This is a genomic window from Bacillus sp. YBsi01, from assembly GCF_038406745.1.
Classification (GTDB): Bacteria; Bacillota; Bacilli; order Bacillales; family Bacillaceae; genus Bacillus; species Bacillus siamensis.
In genome coordinates this window covers 195,564-211,891 of sequence record NZ_CP151679.1, presented here as the reverse complement: position 1 = coordinate 211,891, position 16,328 = coordinate 195,564, and the positions used below count along the sequence as shown (strand labels likewise).

Sequence of the window (16,328 nt, the reverse complement as noted above, 5' to 3'; positions counted from 1 at the left end):
GAAAGAAGGGAATTATGATGACAGTTCACCTTATTGCTGACAGCGCCTCTGATCTGCCGAAATCTTACATTGAAGAAAACCGGATCGGGTTCATTCCGCTGCACGTAACACTCGACGGAAACGAATATGAGGACTCAGTCACTATTCAGGCGGATCATATATTTCAAGCGATGCGGGATGGGAAAGTCCCGAAAACATCCCAAGCATCACCGGATACGATAAAAAAAGTATTTTTACAATACGCGGAACTGGGAGAGCCGGCGATTTACATTGCCTTTTCTTCAGGTCTTTCCGGCACTTATCAGACGGCCGTGATGGTCGCCAATGAAATCAAAGAGGAATTTCCCGATTTTGATTTACGGATTGTAGATTCCAAATGCGCTTCATTGGGCTGCGGCCTCGCGGTGATGCATGCGCAAACACTCTGTGTTAACGGGAATACAATACAAGAAATCGAAACGTCTGTAAAGAGCTTTTGCGCACGGATGAAACATATATTTACGGTCGATGATGTCGCTTATCTCGCGCGGGGCGGCAGGATTTCAAAAACGTCTGCTTTTGTCGGCGGGCTTTTGAACATCAAACCGATCCTGCATGTGGCTGACGGCAGGCTCGTGCCGCTCGAAAAATTGCGCGGACAGAAGAAACTGTTTAAACGGATTTTAGAAATGATGAAGGAAGAAGGCGGCGATTGGCCGGATCAAACGGTCGGAATCAGCTATGCCGACAATGAAGAGACGGCGCTTCGCATGAAAGAGATGATTGAAGATGCGTTCGGTCCGAAAGAGATCATTCTTCATTCAATCGGTTCCGCCATCGGCGCCCACTCCGGGCCGGGAACGCTCGCGATTTTTTTCCTGAAGCCATAATTTCCAATGCCGGCGGGCATCCTATCGTAAAGAAGGGAGGCTTTGCCGCATGAGCGATGATGACAAAAAACCGCTGGATAATAACGCCTTAAATCAAAAAAAGAACCGGCTTGCCGAAAAAAACCGGCAGGCGGGAAAAAAACAGAATTCAAAAAAACCGGACCATCTGTAAATGCAAAACAGCCCTCTTACCTTGGAAAAAGAGGGCTGTTTTTTCTGTACGGCCATAAGTGCGCCAGTTACATAGTAAACCGGCGGACCTGATAAATAAATACAGGATATAGCGTTTTGAGGAAATAAAAAACATCGGTTTTTGTTCACCGATGTTTTTGCAGAACATTTATTGTTTTTCGTATGTCCAGCCGTTTTCCTGATACACTTTGCCGTTTTTCATCAGGTGCCCGAGCGCCCGCTTAAAGGCGGCTTTGCTTAAATGAAACCGTTCGCGGATATCGTCAGGATGGCTTTTGTCTCCGTAAGGCATTGCGCCGTTTCTTGATCTCAGATAGGTCAGAATCTCTTCTGCGTCAACCGAAAGCGCGTCCTGCTTTCTCGGCAGCAGCGACATGTTGACGGAGCCGTCTTCCTTCACCTCGATGACACGCCCTGTCACGCGGCTGCCGAGTCTCGGCTCTTCCTTTCTTTCTGAAGGGTGAATAAATGCGCGGATGCCTTCATCTGTAATCAGAAAAGAGCCAGATGCGATCAGTCTGTACACCGTGCCTGTCAAGTCTTTATTCATGACGTCTTCCTCTGCATCCGTAAATAATTCACTGATGATATCCTCAGGCGCCGGCTTGGCAAACATGCGTCCGCGGCTTGTCACCTTCAGCATGCAATACAGTCTGTCGCCTTTTTGCGGCCAGACGGATTTGTACGGAGGAAGATGCTCCGTTGCGACGAGCGCGTCTTTCGACAGACCGACGTCGACGAATACGCCCATATCTTCCACTGCGTCCGTCACTTCCACCCATCCGTAATCATAAAAGCTGATGAGCGGCTTTTTCATTGTCGCCGCGAGTCTTTCCTGATGGTCGACGTAAATAAATACGTCCACTTCATCTCTGTCTTCGATATCCTCCGTGATTTCACTGTTATGTAAAAGAACCGTATCCTCGCCGTCCGTTAAAAAATAACCGAAATCGGTCTGGTGATCTATACTAAGCGTGAGCTGCTGCCCTGGTTTCATGTTATCGTCCTTCCTGCTTCGCCCGTCAGAGGCTGATGTTTTTCTCATTTTTTCCAATTCGCACAAATTCATGCTTTGTGCTGTTGGACATTTCTCTTTATTCTACTATAATCAACACATAAGTGAAATGTTATAGGAGGTTTTCTCATGGCAAAAGAAAGTTCTTTTGATATTGTATCCAAAGTTGAATTTCCTGAAGTGCAGAATGCGATTCAGATGACGCTGAAAGAAATCGGCACGCGCTATGACTTTAAAGGATCTAAAAGCGATGTGACTTTAGAAAAGGAAGAACTCGTTCTGATTTCTGATGATGAGTTTAAATTGAATCAGCTCAAGGATGTGCTGAGCGGCAAGCTGATTAAACGGGATGTGCCGACGAAAAACATTGAATACGGCAAAATCGAAAATGCATCGGGAGGCACGGTGCGCCAGCGCGCGAAGCTTGTACAGGGCATTGATAAAGACAACGCCAAAAAAATCAACGCGGTGATTAAAAACTCCGGCTTGAAGGTTAAGTCGCAGATTCAGGACGACCAAGTGCGCGTCACCGGAAAAAATAAAGATGATCTGCAGCAGATTATTACAGCCGTCCGCGGAGCAGACCTGCCGATTGACGTTCAATTTATTAATTTCAGATAAATTATGTGATTCCTATTGATTATTGTCTCTATTTTCGGTAAATTTGGAGAAAGGGATTTTCACAGTTAAGTTTTGGAAACCCATGACAATTACATGAACGTTCTTATCAAGAGAAGCCGAGGGACTGGCCCGACGACGCTTCAGCAACCGGTGTAGTGGTTTACCCAAACCATGACCAAGGTGCTAAATCCAGCAAGCTAAAAACAGCTTGGAAGATAAGAAGAGAGACAAATGATTACAAAGTCTTCTTCTTAAGAAGACTTTTTTTATTTCTCTTTTTTCCTTGCTGAATGTGATGAAGGAGGCAAACAATGGGACTATTACAAGACTTAGAAGAACGGATTTTAATCGGAGACGGCGCGATGGGCACTCTCCTCTACTCCTACGGCATTGACAGATGTTTTGAGGAACTGAATGTATCTAAGCCCGATGAGATCAAGCGGATACATAAGGCATACGTGGAAGCCGGTGCAGACATCATCCAGACGAACACGTACGGCGCGAATTTTATTAAGCTCTCCAGATACGGCCTTGAGGATGAAACGAAAAAAATCAATCAGGAGGCGGTCAGAATCGCGCGCGCTTCCTCAGACGGCGCTTATGTATTGGGAACGATGGGCGGCATCCGCACCTTTAACAAAAACGCCTACAGCCTTGAAGAGATTAAACGCAGCTTTCGGGAGCAGCTTTATTTATTGCTGCACGAAGAGCCGGACGGCCTGCTTTTGGAAACATACTATGATTTAGAAGAGGCGCGCGAAGTGCTGAAGATCGCCAGAAAAGAAACGGAACTTCCGATCATGCTGAACGTATCCATGCACGAACAGGGCGTGCTTCAGGACGGAACGCCGCTTCGGGAAGCTCTCAGGTCAATTGCCGATCTCGGCGCTGATATAACGGGAATTAATTGCCGGCTCGGCCCGTACCACATGATTGAAGCGCTCACCGAAGTGCCGATTTTCCGTGACGCTTATTTATCGGTCTATCCGAACAGCAGCCTTCCGTCCTTAGAAGAAGGCCGGCTTGTTTATGATACGGACGATGCCTATTTCCGGGAAAGCGCCGTACAATTCCGCACTCAGGGCGCTCGCATTATCGGCGGCTGCTGCGGCACGACGCCCAACCATATCAGAGCCATGGCTGAAGCGGTTCGCGGACTTTCACCGGTCACTGATAAAGAAGTGAAAATCAGACGGGAAGAAGAAGTCATCTCAGTCCGGGATGAACGGACCGAGCCGGGTTTAAACGAAATCGCCGCGCAAAAACGGTCAATTATCGTAGAGCTTGACCCGCCGAAAAAATTGAATTTTGACAAATTTCTGCAAGCGGCGGCTGAATTAAAGGAAACCGGCATAGAAGCGCTGACGCTCGCCGACAATTCATTGGCGACACCGAGAATCAGCAATGCCGCCTGCGGTTCATTGCTGAAAGAGCGCCTTGATATCCGTTCTCTCGTCCATATTACATGCAGAGACCGCAACATCATCGGCCTTCAGTCACATTTAATGGGACTGGATACGCTCGGGCTTACCGACATTTTAGCCATCACCGGCGACCCTTCAAAAATCGGCGACTTTCCGGGGGCTACCTCCGTCTATGATTTAACGTCCTTTGACTTGATCAGGCTGATTAAACAATTCAACGAGGGCATTTCTTTATCGGGGAAACCGCTCGGCAAGAAAACAAACTTTTCCGTAGCCGGGGCGTTTAACCCGAATGTCCGTCATTTGGATAAGGCTGTAAAACGGCTGGAGAAAAAAATCGAGTGCGGCGCTGACTACTTCGTGTCTCAGCCTGTCTACTCAGAGCAGCAGCTCATTGACATTCATCATGAAACAAAACATCTCAAAACACCGGTGTATATCGGAATCATGCCGTTAACGAGCAGCCGCAATGCAGAGTTCATTCATCATGAAATCCCGGGCATTAAGCTGTCTGACAGCATCCGCGAAAAAATGGCGCTCGCCGGCGAAGACAAACGGAAGCAGAAAGCCGAGGGCCTCGCCATCGCCAAGTCGCTTCTTGACACGGCGTGTGAACTGTTCAACGGAATTTATTTAATCACCCCGTTTCTCCGTTCTGATTTGACGTCAGAGCTCGCTGCTTATATTAAGCAAAAGGATGAAAAGCGGGCCGATGTATATTTGCATTGATAATCAAGAGGCCGCCTGATGTGACAGGCGGCTTTTTATCACAGCAGAAGACACGGCGTACCGCGCGGCATGGCGGCGCTTGTCTGGTGCAACGCCAGATGTCACGTAAAGGGATATTACGAAAAGCTCGGCTGGCAAAGCACCGGCGGCCCCTTTGACATACCCGGCATCGGCCCCCATGTGATCATGTATAAAGAACTCTCCTGAAACAGAAAAAGCCCCCAGAGAAGCACCCTCTGAGGGCTTTTTCATCAGCTTCCGTATTGACGCCTCCCCGCTTTTTTATTACCCTTTGTTCATGAAGCAACATGCAATTCGGCAAGGACACCGGGTATGAAACGATATCTGTCAACTGCTGATCAGCTATTTTTTATGAAAAGGGAGTATGAGATGAATACGATCCAAAAACCGAAAATCCCGAAAGAGTTGCCGGTGCTTTCTTTCGCTGAAGCGCTTCAAGACGATCAGATCAAAGAAGCCGTCATTGAAAACGGCATCATAAGCGGCAAACTGCACGGCCTGCGCGCCGAAAAAGTCATTTTCAGAAATACCATTTTTACAGATGTCTCTTTCAGACATATGGAATGTACGGATGCCTTGTTTGAAAAATGTGATGTTTCAAACGCAGATTTCAGCGGAAGCATCATCCATAGAACAGTCTTTCAGCATTCAAAACTTCTCGGCTTGAATCTGGCCGATGCTGCCATGCGCAACGTACGGTTTGAAGACTGCCTCGCAAATTACAGCTCCTTCAGCTATTCCAATATGAAGCATGTCCGGTTCGACACGTGCGCTCTTACAGAAAGCGAGTGGAATGATGCCGCGTTTGAACACACAGATCTTGAGGCATGTGATCTGAACGGCGCAAACTTCATCGGCACGTCCCTTTTTAACATGGATATCAGCACGTGCTCATTTGATCACCTGCATGTCTCACTTGATAAGCTGAAAGGATGCCGAATCTCTCCGGCGCATGCCATTACATTCGCAGAAGCGCTCGGGGCCATTGTGACGTGACCTTTCATCAAACGAAACGGCGGATACAGGAGGCCGGCTGCTCGGCATTGGTGATGTGGGGTGCGGCTTTTTATTTTGCGGCGCTTTTGCTCAGATAAAAGGAATTCTCCCAAGCTATGTTGAATGTATCGAAAGGAAAAGGGGGAATTGGAGTGTCAGACATTGTAAAGCTTTATCACTATCACAGATGGGCGAATAAGGAAGTCATCCAGCATCTGAAGACCGTGCCTCAGGCAAGCATACAGCAGAAACTGCAAAGTGTTTTTCCGACTGTGAACGCCGTGCTTGTGCATATATACCGGGCTGATTTCATCTGGCTTCACGTGCTTTACGGAGAAACTTACGAACAAATCGTCTCGCAATTTGACCAATTTGAAAAGCTCGACGGAGATTTTGCGGCGATTGAACATAGAATGACTGAGCTGGACAAAGAATACAAAGAATTTTTAAGAAAATTGGAGAACCCGGAAAGTCCGATCTCCATTTCCCATCCGCGTCTGGGATCGCTCCAGACGACATATGCCGATGTGATCCGCCATGTTGTGAATCATGGCACATACCATCGCGGCAATATAACGGCGATGCTTCATCAAATGGGGTATAAAGGCGTGCCGACTGACTACATTTTTTTTTCATACGAATCATAAAAAAGCAAAGGCCAGCTGAGCCTTTGCTTTTTTACTTCGAATCTATCATAAGGCATAGCTGGAAGCGCCCGGGGTAAGCTTTACAGGCCTTCCGGTTTTAAAAGATTCCGTGGCTGCGATCCCGATTTCTAAATTAATCGTGGCATCGGCATGCTTGCTGATCCCTCTTCTGTTCTCTGGTTTTAGGTCAGTCCGTTTTCCGGCTTACGAATTTGCGGTATTCAAGCGGCGAAATGCCTTCAATCTGTTTAAACAGCTTAGAAAAGTAGGTCGGGTCCTCCATGCCGATGGCGTCAGCGATTGCCCCCATTTTGTCATTGGTTGCGGACAAAAGACGCTTCGCCTCCGTCATTCTGACTTTGTTCGTATACTGGCCGGGCGTAACGCCGAGCACCTGCTGCATACAGCGGGTCACATAGTCTTGATTGTAATGAAGAGCCGAAGAGAGCGCTTTGATGGTTGTTTTCTCCTGATAGTGCTCCTGCAGGTACCGGGCGGCCTCCCATGCGACTCTTTCCTTTGCGGACGGGATTTGGAACGCTTCCTTTTGAAGGTGAAGCAGCAGCTCCTCAAACAAAATTTGCTTTCTCAGCGGCAGGTCGGAGTTCTCAGCACTGTCATCTGTCAGGACACTGAATTGCCCGGCCATAAACTGCGGGCGTCTCACTTTTCCTTTTTGCGGCAAGGACAGGCGGTAGCGGGCCGGCTCTTCAAAACTGCCTTTTTTCCGCCTCAGCTCCGCCCAGTTGTTACCCGCTGTTTCCGTCACCTCATAATCCGCTCCCTCAAAATGAAGCCACGAATAGGAGGTCGTTTCTTCACTGCCTTTTGTTCCGTAATGTTCAAGGCCGGGAGAGAGCAGAATATATTCTCCGGCTTCAACGGAAAAGGCGTTTTCGCTTTCTGTAATGTGAAGGACGCCTTCTTTCACATACAGCAGATCAAACACCGGAAAGACCCGTCTCACATGGGTTTCGCCTTTTTTGAACACCCCTTCTCCCGCAGCGATAAAGACCGGGAACGGAGGGACTGTGAACTCGAGAAAGGTCATATTTTCGGCCCTCCTTTTTAAGTCGGATTTTTGCAAGAAGTTTCGTTTCTCTCCCTTTTTATTATAAGAAAATGGAGGTACACTGTTAAACGTTGATTTTGTCAGGAAAGGGGTTAAAAGAAATGAAACAAGCGATTTTAAAACGGGCTGCATTCAAACAATCTTCTGATCACAAACTCTCATTATACGCGCTGACTTGGCCGATTTTTATTGAGGTTTCATTATATATGTTTATGGGAAACGCCGACACTCTTATGCTTAGCCAATACTCTGACAACAGTGTGGCGGCCGTGGGCGTCAGCAATCAGATCTTAAATTTAATTATCGTGATGTTCAGCTTTATCGCAACGGGTACAACAATTGTAATTTCGCAGTTTTTAGGCTCTAAACAGAAAAAAGAAGCGCAGGAAGTGGCTTATGTATCGATAGGAGCGAACTTCGTCATCAGCCTCGCCATCAGCGCCGCCGTGTTTTTCGCGGCCGTTCCGCTGCTTCATGTCATGGGTCTTTCCGATGAATTGATGCCGGATGCCAAAGTCTTTTTGCAGGTGATCGGCGGGCTGTCATTTATTCAGGCACTGATTATGACGTTCAGCGCCATTTTAAAAAGCTACGGCCATACAAAAGATACGATGTTCGTTACGATTGGGATGAATATATTAAATATTGCCGGAAACTTTCTTGTCATTTTCGGGCCGCTCGGCCTGCCGGTGCTGGGCGTCGCCGGAGTTGCGATGTCAACGTCCATCGCACGGATCATCGGACTGATCGCTATGGTAGTTATCGTCAAAAAACGTATCGGACTCGGTCTTACATGGAAAAAAATCTTTCACGTTCATAAAGAGCACTTGCGGAAACTCCTAAAAATCGGGATTCCGTCTGCAGGTGAACAGCTGTCTTATAACATTTCACAAATGGTTGTCACTTATTTTATCGCCATTATGGGCGCCCAGGCGCTTACAACAAAGGTATATACACAAAACATCACCATGTTTATCCTGCTGTTCGGAACGGCGATCAGCCAAGGCACCCAGATTTTGATCAGCAGGTACATCGGCGCCAAACAGTTTGACGACGCTTATGACCGCTGTATGAAAAGCCTGTACTGGGCGCTTGGCATTGCCGCTATGACATCGGTTATCATGACCTTGTTTTCAAAGCAGCTGATCGGAATTTTCACAAGCAGCCCTGATATTATTGCGACGGCGAGCATGCTGATTGCCATGACGATCATTCTTGAGCCCGGCCGTTCATTTAATGTCATTATCATCAACTCGCTCCGGGCTGCCGGAGATGCAAAATTCCCCGTCTATATGGCGATGATTTCCATGTGGGGCATCGGTCTGCCTCTCGCTTACCTGTTCGGCATCCATTTCGGATTAGGGCTTATGGGGATTTGGATTTCATTTATCGCGGATGAATGGGTCAGAGGCATTCTCATGTACAGAAGATGGCGGTCACGGATTTGGATCCAAAAAGGGATTGCATAAACGCCCGAAGCTTCATTATGAAGCCGGGCGTTTTTTTTATGCTTGAGAAAGCCGTTTTCTCATGCCTTCGAGCTCTGACCGGTAATGAGTCAGCAAACCGGTAACGGCGGGCCTTGAGTATAACGGAAACAGCTCCAGCTCTTCAGACGCCTCCTCAAAATACGCCTCGGCTTCGAATGCGATATACTCCCATACATTCACAAAAGCTTTGTTGATCGTGCAGTTCTCCAGCTCTTCTTCCGTATAGCCGAATTGCGCCATCACCTGACGCGGAAGGCGCTTTTTCATCCGCTCATCCGCACAGGCCCCGGTGAGAACCCGGCTCAGCTGAATGGCAGCTCCTAATGAAACGGCTGCATGGCGGAGTTTCTCTTGATTTCGGCGAGCGCAAACTGGCAGCAGAAGCAGGCCGAGGGCTCCGCCTGTTTGGCCCGCGTACATCAGCAGGTCGTCAAACTCTTGGCAGGTCTCTTTTTCTCTGTCAGACCTTTGGCCGGCGATAAACTCACGTAACGGTTCTTCTTCGAGCGCAAATTGCTGCCTCACATCGGCGAGCGCTTTCCACAAAAAGCCGTCGGCGCCTGTCCCGTTCATAAAGTCTTGTGCTGCCTGTTCAAATCCCTCAAACTCCCGGACATCCGCAAGCTGCTCAGCTTCATGAAACAAAGCCAGCACCGCCCACGCGGCCTGTCTGTTTTTTGGCGGCAGGGATGAAAAGATCCGTTTATATAAAGGAAAGTGCGCCTCGGCAAGCTGCGCGCATGTTTCGTATTCGGTCATGATATCACTCCTCTGTTTTTTAGTGTACCATATGTTTCACAATAAAAAGACCGATATCCTCAGCGGAAACCGGTCGCGGCACTGTTATTCTTCTATATCGATACGGTACGCCTCAAACCATGTATGGATCTGGGCAAGATGGGCGATCAGCTGCGGGCCTTTCATCAGCTGGCCGAACCACGGAACCTGAAAAGACGAACCCTCTGTCTCCAGCAGCATTTCCAGCTTCTTTCTGTCCAGCAGGGTGTGAAGCACGGAATCTTTATGCTGCAAAATCGTTTTCAGCCACTCTGTGACCCCTTGTGTGTATTTCGGATGGTGGGTTTTCGGATAAGGGCTTTTTTTGCGGTACAGAACCTCTTCCGGAAGCAGCCCTTCAAGTGCCTTCCGCAAAATGCCTTTTTCCCTGTTGCCGTGCATTTTCATTTCCCAAGGGATGTTCCAGACGTATTCTACAAGTCTGTGATCGGCGAACGGCACCCGCACTTCCAGACTTGCCCCCATGCTCATGCGGTCTTTGCGGTCGAGCAGATTTGTCATAAACCAAAGCATATTTAAGTAGAAAAGCTGCCGTCTCGCTTTGTCTGTTCCCGTCTCACCGTCTAACAGCGGCGTTTCCGCAATGGTTTCTTCATATCTCGCATTCACGTATTCTCTTAGGTTCAGCCGTTTTTGCCATTTTTCGTCCAAGAGGGTGATTCTCTCCTCAGTGGATCTCATCCAAGGAAATCCGTCTTCTTCCGCCGCGGTGTGAAACCATGGATATCCGCCGAAAATTTCGTCCGCGCATTCCCCGGAAAGACTCACGACAAAATCTTTTTTAATTTCACGGCAGAACCACAGCAGCGAGGAATCAACATCCGCCATGCCCGGCAGGTCTCTGACGAGAACGGATTCCTCCAGATGTTCAACCAGCTCATCCTGCGTAATCACACACTTATGGTGCTGTGTGCCGAATGCAGCTGTCATTTTATCGATCCACGGGCCGTCATCATTCGGCTGAAATGAACTCGCTTTAAAGAATTTGCCGTTCTCCTCATAATCAATGGAATAAGTATGGAGGGGATCTCTGCCTTCTTTCTCAAAATGAGCGGCGGCTATCGCGGTAATCGCGCTCGAATCAAGCCCCCCGGACAAAAACGTGCAAACCGGCACGTCAGATACGAGCTGGCGCGTTACTGCATCCTGAAATAAGTACCGAATGTGAGCTGCAGTGTCATCGAAGCTGTCTGTATGCTTTTCGCTTTTTACATTCCAATAACGCCATATGGACAAACCGTCCTTTGAAAAAGTGAACGCATGAGCGGGACGCACTTCGTGAATTCCTTTAAATACCCCGCAGCCCGGTGTTCTGGACGGCCCGAGCCCGAAAACTTCCGCAAGTCCGCTGCTGTCTGTGCGGGCTTTCACATCCGGATGGGCAAGGATGGCCTTCAATTCCGATCCAAACAGAAAGGAAGAGCCGTGTTCTTTATAAAAAAACGGTTTGACGCCGAGCCGGTCTCTTGCCCCAAACAGCCGCTCCCGTTTTTCATCCCAGATGGCAAAAGCGTAAATACCGTTTAAGCGGTCAACGCACTCCTCCCGCCACTCAATATAGCTGTGCAGCAGCACTTCTGTATCAGAGGTCCGTTCAAAACGGTGGCCCCTCGCCTGCAGCTCCCTCCGCAATTCTTCCGTATTATACAGCTCGCCATTATAAATGATGGTGTATGTTTCCCCTTGATGCGTGCAGCCCATCGGCTGGCGGCCGCCTTCAATATCTACGACCGAAAGTCGTTTATGTCCGAATAAAACATGGGGCTCTCCCCAGACGTTTGAATCATCAGGCCCTCGTTTTGAAAGAGTGTCTATCATATTGTTCATAATATGTTTCTCTTGGACGAGCTGCTTTTGAAAATCGACCCAACCCGCAATTCCACACATGTGATATCAGCTCCAATCCCGTTTCTGTCGGTATCAAATTCGTTTCTATCAGCACTTTACCCAGTTTATGCAAAGAAACGCAGATAGTTGATTTGTCCCACTAAGAGTTGTATGAGACAAGCCTGATTTGGAAAGAACGGAAGAGAAGAAACAAACAAAGGAGACCGGCACGGATATGAAACGAAAACAGCTTTTCTCAGAAAAAAACAAATGGGGGCGCGGCACTCTGATAATAGAAGACGGCATCTGTCTCGTCGAAAACGATGAAGGTGATATCCTGCTGGCAGACAGTCTAGGAAACGCAGCCGTCTTGATGAAACGTGACGGCAGATGGCAGCCGGCCCGGATTCACGGCGCTTCAGCCGAAATCGGCGCAGACACGGTTGCCCTGTTCGGCGGAGAAGAGATCCGGTATGAGAAGGCAGTCAAACGGCCGCTGTTAACCTTGCTCGATTCGCTGGACGATGAAACGTTTCTGCTGTTTCTCAGCCATCTGCACGGGTTCGGCCTATCTGTATATGATTGCGTATTTTCCTACAATCAGACGCTGTTTTCCGGTGAAGGGGTCTCGTTTTATCACTTTTCGGCAGATGACGCCCAATGCGCCCTGCAGCATCACCGCGGCAGCCCGGGTAAGCATGACAGATTTGAATGGACGGCATCTGACGGGCGGCGCTCCATTATGTATTCAGCGGCCAAACACGGCGGAACAGCGTAAAAAACAGGCGGTGCCTTTTAAATAGGTGCCGCCTGATGTATTTAGCTTTGTTTTTCATGCTGATTGACGCCTTTGGCATCCTGCACATCTCCTTTGCCTCATCAACATCCCCCTGTCACGGCATTTCTCATTCAGCGGCACAGTTGCGCAGAATGTATGTGTAAATAAAAAAACCCGGATTACATCCGGGTTTTCAAGCGATTGATTAAAATATGTGAAAGCCGATCGGCAAGTGAAGGCCGAGAAGCACCGTCAGGATAAGCACGATAATAAAACCGATCCACAGTCCTCCAGTCGATTTGCCTTTTTTCTTGCGGATGACGAGCATTTCCATCAGTCCGATGGTAATGATGCCGAGCAGCATTTTTCCGGCGTACTCTCCGTTCCAATTCGCAAAACGGACAAACAGTTCAGCGCCGGTCAAAATAATAATAATGTAGAATAAGCGCAGAATCATATGCGTTATTTTTGCGCCCTTCGCTTTTCCGGAGCCGTACAGCCCGTAGCTGACAAACACCAGGATAAGCGCAACGACCCATGAAGTAATATGCCAATGTGTCATTATGTTCAATTCCCCCTATCAGATCAATCTGCCTCACTTATGGTACCACAACAAGCCGCTGTGAGCATAATCATTCTCAAGAAAAACACTCAATTATCCGATTTGGTTCGACAGCGTGCCGATCGGTTCAATTGTAATGTCAATGCGGTCTCCCGGCTGTAAAAATGTCGGCGGCTTAAATCCTTTCCCGACACCGGACGGCGTCCCCGTCGCGATAATGTCCCCGGCTTCAAGCGTCATTCCTTTTGACAGCGTCTCGATTAATTCAGCAATCGGAAAAATCATGTCGCCCGTTGATCCTGATTGGCGCAGTTCCCCGTTGACCCGCGTTTCAACTTGCAGGCTTTGCGGATCACTGACAGCTGACTTATGTACAATAACCGGTCCCATCGGGCATGTCGTATCAAGGCTTTTGCCGATGAAAAACTGTTGATGCTTTTTCTGCAGATCGCGCGCTGTTATATCATTTACTATGGTATAGCCGAATATATGATCGAGCGCATGTTCTTTGGAGATGTGCGATCCGCTTTTTGATATGATAACCGCAAGCTCCCCTTCATAATCAAGCTGCTCCGTTACGTCCAAGTGGCTTTTCACCGTTTCTCCGTGACCCGTAACGGCGGTCGGGGCTTTTGTAAAGACCATGGGATGCTCCGGAATATCCGCCTCGCTTCCCATTTCAACGGCATGATCACGGTAATTTTTCCCGATGCAGATCACGTTCTTTGAAGGTCTCGGAATAGGCGCGCAGAGCTTCACGTCAGACAGCGCATACATAAATGAACCCGACTCATCATTCGGTTTTTTCGCCCATTCCGCAAGCTGTCCGGCATGATTGACAAACTTTTCCCCCTTTTGAATGCACTCGATCAGCGAACCCGGAATCGTCTCAAGTTCAAACAGTTTCTTTTCAGCCTTTTGCAGATCTAAGATTTTGTCATCATCAATGATCAGACCGACAAATTTCCGGCTGTTCAGTTCCCCTGTCGCAAATTTCATGTTAATCCCCCATCATTTTTAAATCTGGCATCTTTTATGTATTCTTTCTGCAGGCGGGAAATTCCTCTTTTGAACAGGCTGAATATCATCGTAAAAGAGTATCAAAAATTGTCACTTTTTTAGTCATATTGACGAAATAAAACCTTCCCAGCCAAAATAGGTTATACTATTATCATCCTATGTTTTCCAAAATAATCGAGAATTGGAGATCGCACGATGAACAGAAAAATTGAAGAAAAAAGATTGACTTTATTCGAGACAGCGCAAAAATTCGGAATCAATGCGACGGAGACCATCAGGTGCAGCCAGGAGCTGGACAGCCTCTTAAACGGGTGCCGGGGCGGGCTCATCCAACAAACGAAAGACGGCGGGCTGAACCCGGCCGCACAGATTCAGCCGGATTACACAGCAGAAAAAAAACAGGCTTTCTCATAAACATGATATGTATATAGATCTGAACCATTTGTTTTTTTATGTCTAAAGTTTTTTCCGCTCACAAAAATGTGCGTTTGTCATAAGCTATTTTAGGTAGGCAGCCCAAATAAGCTCCTGGAGTGTATTCCCTTAAAATTTTCACGAAAAGGATGTGCTCGTATGCCCGCAATTGTCGGAGCGTTTAAAATTAATGCCGTCGGTACGAGCGGAGTCGTTCATATAGGCGACTGCATCACCATTTCTCCAAAAGCAGAGGTTAAGACATTTGCCGGAGCGGGCAGCTTTAATACCGGAGACAATCTCACACTGACGAATTACAGGAATTCAACGAATGTGTACGATAATGATGTAATTGATCAGCCGATGGCAGGTAACGCATAAAGGAGGCGCCGTATGAATTTTTACGTCAATCAGTCGATCCATATCAATTACATGCGTGTAGAATCTGTCAGCAATTCCTCCATACTGCAAATCGGGAGCGCCGGTTCAATTAAATCTCTTTCCAATCTGTATAACACAGGGAGTTATGTAGAGCCGGCGCCGCCTGTCACCGCGGGGCAGCAGACTGTAACAACAGGGGGAGGCCCCGGCACCTCATCATTTGTACCGCTCCAGCCGCCAAGCCGGTAGTTCAATGAAGGAAACGAGACGCGAGGTGAATGTCATGTATGATCAATCGGTTTCATCCTACCTGCAGAATTTAAATTCCTTCGTCCAGCAGCAGGCGCTTCAGATTCAGGAGCTCGAACGGCAGCTGAAAGAATTTCAGAGTGAAATATCAACACTGAAACAGCAGCCTTCCACAAGGATTGATCGGCTCGAATATAAATTTGATCAGCTGAAAATTGAACGGCTGGAAGGAACGCTGAATATCGGATTGAATCCGACTGATCCGAATGCCGTGCAAAATTTTGAAGTCGGCCAGACAACTCCGCAGGTCGGAATGATGCAGCAGGAACAGGCGGGCCAGCAAATGCAGCAAATCCGCCAAAACGTCGATATGTACCTGAATGAAGAAATCCCCGTGCTGTTAGAGCAGCTCGAAACACAGTATGAGAGCAGGCTGGACGAAACGAACAAATATCATATTATAGAAGATATCAGAAAGCAGATGGACAGCCGTATTAAGTATTACCTGTCCCAAGTCCAGAAAGAAGAAAACACGACGCCCGCGCAATACGCAGAGCAGATTGCCGAACACGTGAAGCGTGATATTGTCAGGGCCGTCGAGCATTTTATTAAACACATACCAGGTGAAATGAAAGGTGATGATCCGTCATGATTTTTACAGTGATTAACCGGAATATTGAAGTCGGCGACATCCGATCTACCGGTGTGTCCAGTTCTTCCCTATTATTAATCGGCGACACCGAGTCCGTCTATCTGTCTTCCATCTTTGATACACCTCCGGAATCTCTCATTATCGGGCCTCTTGTGCCGCTGGCTCAGGAATAATGTTAAAGCGGATTTCACGCCTCAGGAACGCCAAAATCAATTCAGTCGGGATCGGGAGTGTTTTTCAAGCAGGCGATTCGAATGAAATCAATATGAAAGTCAAAGTATTGGCCGATCAGCGCAGTGTTGCTGTATACAGAGACGATGAGGGATCGTTTAACACAAAAGAATACCAGATCTTTCGGCAGCCGGCCGTCATGCCGTTACCGGAAACGGGAGTTCAAAGTGCATTCAGCCATGAAAACCCTTCGATTCGGGTAAGAAATCTGAAAGTCCAAGGGGTATCGTCAGCCTCCGTGGTTCAAATCGGATCAACGTCGGTCGTGCTGGGCGATTCGAGGCTGAAACATATTAGGCAGATCGAGTCACCGAGCTCACAATCGCCGCAGCCCTGACAT

General features: G+C 48.0%; 20 protein-coding genes, 1 pseudogene and 1 riboswitch. Of the genes and pseudogenes, 15 read left to right on the top strand and 6 right to left on the bottom strand.

All coding sequences use genetic code 11. The annotated features are described in order from the left end of the window. The first annotated feature begins 17 nt into the window (after positions 1-17). Both AADZ70_RS01155 and AADZ70_RS01150 read left to right on the top strand, forming a co-directional pair. The gene (locus AADZ70_RS01155) at positions 18-869 is read left to right on the top strand and encodes a DegV family protein (protein ID WP_342007570.1); all 852 of its coding nucleotides are present in this window, start codon (positions 18-20) and stop codon (positions 867-869) included. 49 nt (positions 870-918) lie between these two features. Further along, on the top strand, positions 919-1,041 hold the full coding sequence (locus tag AADZ70_RS01150) for a DUF3941 domain-containing protein (protein ID WP_342007569.1): 123 nt from the start codon (positions 919-921) through the stop codon (positions 1,039-1,041). A 168-nt stretch (positions 1,042-1,209) separates the two neighbouring features. Here AADZ70_RS01150 and AADZ70_RS01145 read toward each other — a convergent pair whose 3' ends face one another. Continuing rightward, a complete protein-coding gene (locus tag AADZ70_RS01145; protein WP_201025258.1) occupies positions 1,210-2,106 on the bottom strand; it encodes a S1 RNA-binding domain-containing protein in 897 nt (298 codons plus the stop codon). Positions 2,107-2,205: 99 nt separating this feature from the next. On the opposite strand from AADZ70_RS01145, the gene AADZ70_RS01140 reads away from it, so the two are divergent. From AADZ70_RS01140 to AADZ70_RS01120, 5 genes and pseudogenes are all read left to right on the top strand, one after another. Beyond that, positions 2,206-2,697: a YajQ family cyclic di-GMP-binding protein gene (locus AADZ70_RS01140; RefSeq protein WP_342007568.1), complete on the top strand. Its 492-nt coding sequence runs from the start codon at positions 2,206-2,208 to the stop codon at positions 2,695-2,697. Positions 2,698-2,797: 100 nt separating this feature from the next. Beyond that, a riboswitch (SAM riboswitch) is annotated at positions 2,798-2,919 on the top strand. Positions 2,920-3,008: 89 nt separating this feature from the next. Then, positions 3,009-4,850, top strand: a complete 1,842-nt coding sequence (locus AADZ70_RS01135; protein WP_016938271.1) for a bifunctional homocysteine S-methyltransferase/methylenetetrahydrofolate reductase — start codon at positions 3,009-3,011, stop codon at positions 4,848-4,850. Positions 4,851-4,916: 66 nt separating this feature from the next. Further along, positions 4,917-5,057 (top strand): annotated as a pseudogene (locus AADZ70_RS01130) (N-acetyltransferase); the annotation flags it as partial. A gap of 183 nt (positions 5,058-5,240) precedes the next feature. Continuing rightward, the gene (locus tag AADZ70_RS01125; protein WP_342007567.1) at positions 5,241-5,867 is read left to right on the top strand and encodes a pentapeptide repeat-containing protein; all 627 of its coding nucleotides are present in this window, start codon (positions 5,241-5,243) and stop codon (positions 5,865-5,867) included. 152 nt (positions 5,868-6,019) lie between these two features. Next, positions 6,020-6,514 (top strand): DinB family protein, encoded by a 495-nt coding sequence (locus tag AADZ70_RS01120; RefSeq protein WP_099745128.1) that lies wholly within the window; start codon positions 6,020-6,022, stop codon positions 6,512-6,514. 187 nt (positions 6,515-6,701) lie between these two features. Here AADZ70_RS01120 and AADZ70_RS01115 read toward each other — a convergent pair whose 3' ends face one another. Continuing rightward, the gene (locus tag AADZ70_RS01115; RefSeq protein WP_016938274.1) at positions 6,702-7,565 is read right to left on the bottom strand and encodes an AraC family transcriptional regulator; all 864 of its coding nucleotides are present in this window, start codon (positions 7,563-7,565) and stop codon (positions 6,702-6,704) included. A gap of 122 nt (positions 7,566-7,687) precedes the next feature. On the opposite strand from AADZ70_RS01115, the gene AADZ70_RS01110 reads away from it, so the two are divergent. Continuing rightward, the gene (locus tag AADZ70_RS01110) at positions 7,688-9,055 is read left to right on the top strand and encodes an MATE family efflux transporter (protein WP_342007566.1); all 1,368 of its coding nucleotides are present in this window, start codon (positions 7,688-7,690) and stop codon (positions 9,053-9,055) included. Between the two features lie 36 nt (positions 9,056-9,091). Here AADZ70_RS01110 and AADZ70_RS01105 read toward each other — a convergent pair whose 3' ends face one another. Together AADZ70_RS01105 and asnB are read right to left on the bottom strand one after the other, a co-directional pair. After that, positions 9,092-9,835 carry a squalene/phytoene synthase family protein gene (locus AADZ70_RS01105; protein WP_047476751.1) on the bottom strand — a complete coding sequence of 248 codons (744 nt, stop codon included), beginning with the start codon at positions 9,833-9,835 and terminating at the stop codon, positions 9,092-9,094. An 84-nt stretch (positions 9,836-9,919) separates the two neighbouring features. Then, entirely contained in the window at positions 9,920-11,761 is a 1,842-nt protein-coding gene (gene asnB, locus AADZ70_RS01100; protein WP_047476749.1) for an asparagine synthase (glutamine-hydrolyzing), read from the bottom strand. Positions 11,762-11,936: 175 nt separating this feature from the next. Between asnB and AADZ70_RS01095 the strand changes: the two genes are divergently transcribed. Further along, the gene (locus AADZ70_RS01095) at positions 11,937-12,479 is read left to right on the top strand and encodes a DUF2777 family protein (protein WP_049628815.1); all 543 of its coding nucleotides are present in this window, start codon (positions 11,937-11,939) and stop codon (positions 12,477-12,479) included. A 205-nt stretch (positions 12,480-12,684) separates the two neighbouring features. On the opposite strand, the gene AADZ70_RS01090 is transcribed toward AADZ70_RS01095, so the two are convergent. Together AADZ70_RS01090 and AADZ70_RS01085 are read right to left on the bottom strand one after the other, a co-directional pair. After that, a complete protein-coding gene (locus AADZ70_RS01090) occupies positions 12,685-13,041 on the bottom strand; it encodes a YisL family protein (RefSeq protein ID WP_045925301.1) in 357 nt (118 codons plus the stop codon). Positions 13,042-13,134: 93 nt separating this feature from the next. After that, positions 13,135-14,040: a fumarylacetoacetate hydrolase family protein gene (locus AADZ70_RS01085; protein WP_016938280.1), complete on the bottom strand. Its 906-nt coding sequence runs from the start codon at positions 14,038-14,040 to the stop codon at positions 13,135-13,137. A gap of 216 nt (positions 14,041-14,256) precedes the next feature. On the opposite strand from AADZ70_RS01085, the gene AADZ70_RS01080 reads away from it, so the two are divergent. The 6 genes from AADZ70_RS01080 to AADZ70_RS01055 all read left to right on the top strand — a co-directional run bounded on the left by AADZ70_RS01080 (position 14,257) and on the right by AADZ70_RS01055 (position 16,325). Continuing rightward, the gene (locus AADZ70_RS01080) at positions 14,257-14,475 is read left to right on the top strand and encodes an aspartyl-phosphate phosphatase Spo0E family protein (RefSeq protein WP_342007565.1); all 219 of its coding nucleotides are present in this window, start codon (positions 14,257-14,259) and stop codon (positions 14,473-14,475) included. Between the two features lie 159 nt (positions 14,476-14,634). After that, on the top strand, positions 14,635-14,856 hold the full coding sequence (locus AADZ70_RS01075; protein ID WP_003155135.1) for a spore germination protein: 222 nt from the start codon (positions 14,635-14,637) through the stop codon (positions 14,854-14,856). 12 nt (positions 14,857-14,868) lie between these two features. After that, a complete protein-coding gene (locus tag AADZ70_RS01070; protein ID WP_007409164.1) occupies positions 14,869-15,105 on the top strand; it encodes a spore germination protein GerPB in 237 nt (78 codons plus the stop codon). Positions 15,106-15,139: 34 nt separating this feature from the next. Then, positions 15,140-15,757 carry a spore germination protein GerPC gene (locus AADZ70_RS01065; RefSeq protein WP_045925404.1) on the top strand — a complete coding sequence of 206 codons (618 nt, stop codon included), beginning with the start codon at positions 15,140-15,142 and terminating at the stop codon, positions 15,755-15,757. Beyond that, on the top strand, positions 15,754-15,930 hold the full coding sequence (locus tag AADZ70_RS01060; RefSeq protein ID WP_045925299.1) for a hypothetical protein: 177 nt from the start codon (positions 15,754-15,756) through the stop codon (positions 15,928-15,930). Before AADZ70_RS01065 ends, AADZ70_RS01060 begins: the two co-directional genes overlap by 4 nt. Further along, on the top strand, positions 15,930-16,325 hold the full coding sequence (locus AADZ70_RS01055; protein WP_095240969.1) for a spore germination protein GerPE: 396 nt from the start codon (positions 15,930-15,932) through the stop codon (positions 16,323-16,325). The genes AADZ70_RS01060 and AADZ70_RS01055 overlap by 1 nt, the downstream gene beginning before the upstream one ends. Positions 16,326-16,328 lie beyond the last annotated feature (3 nt).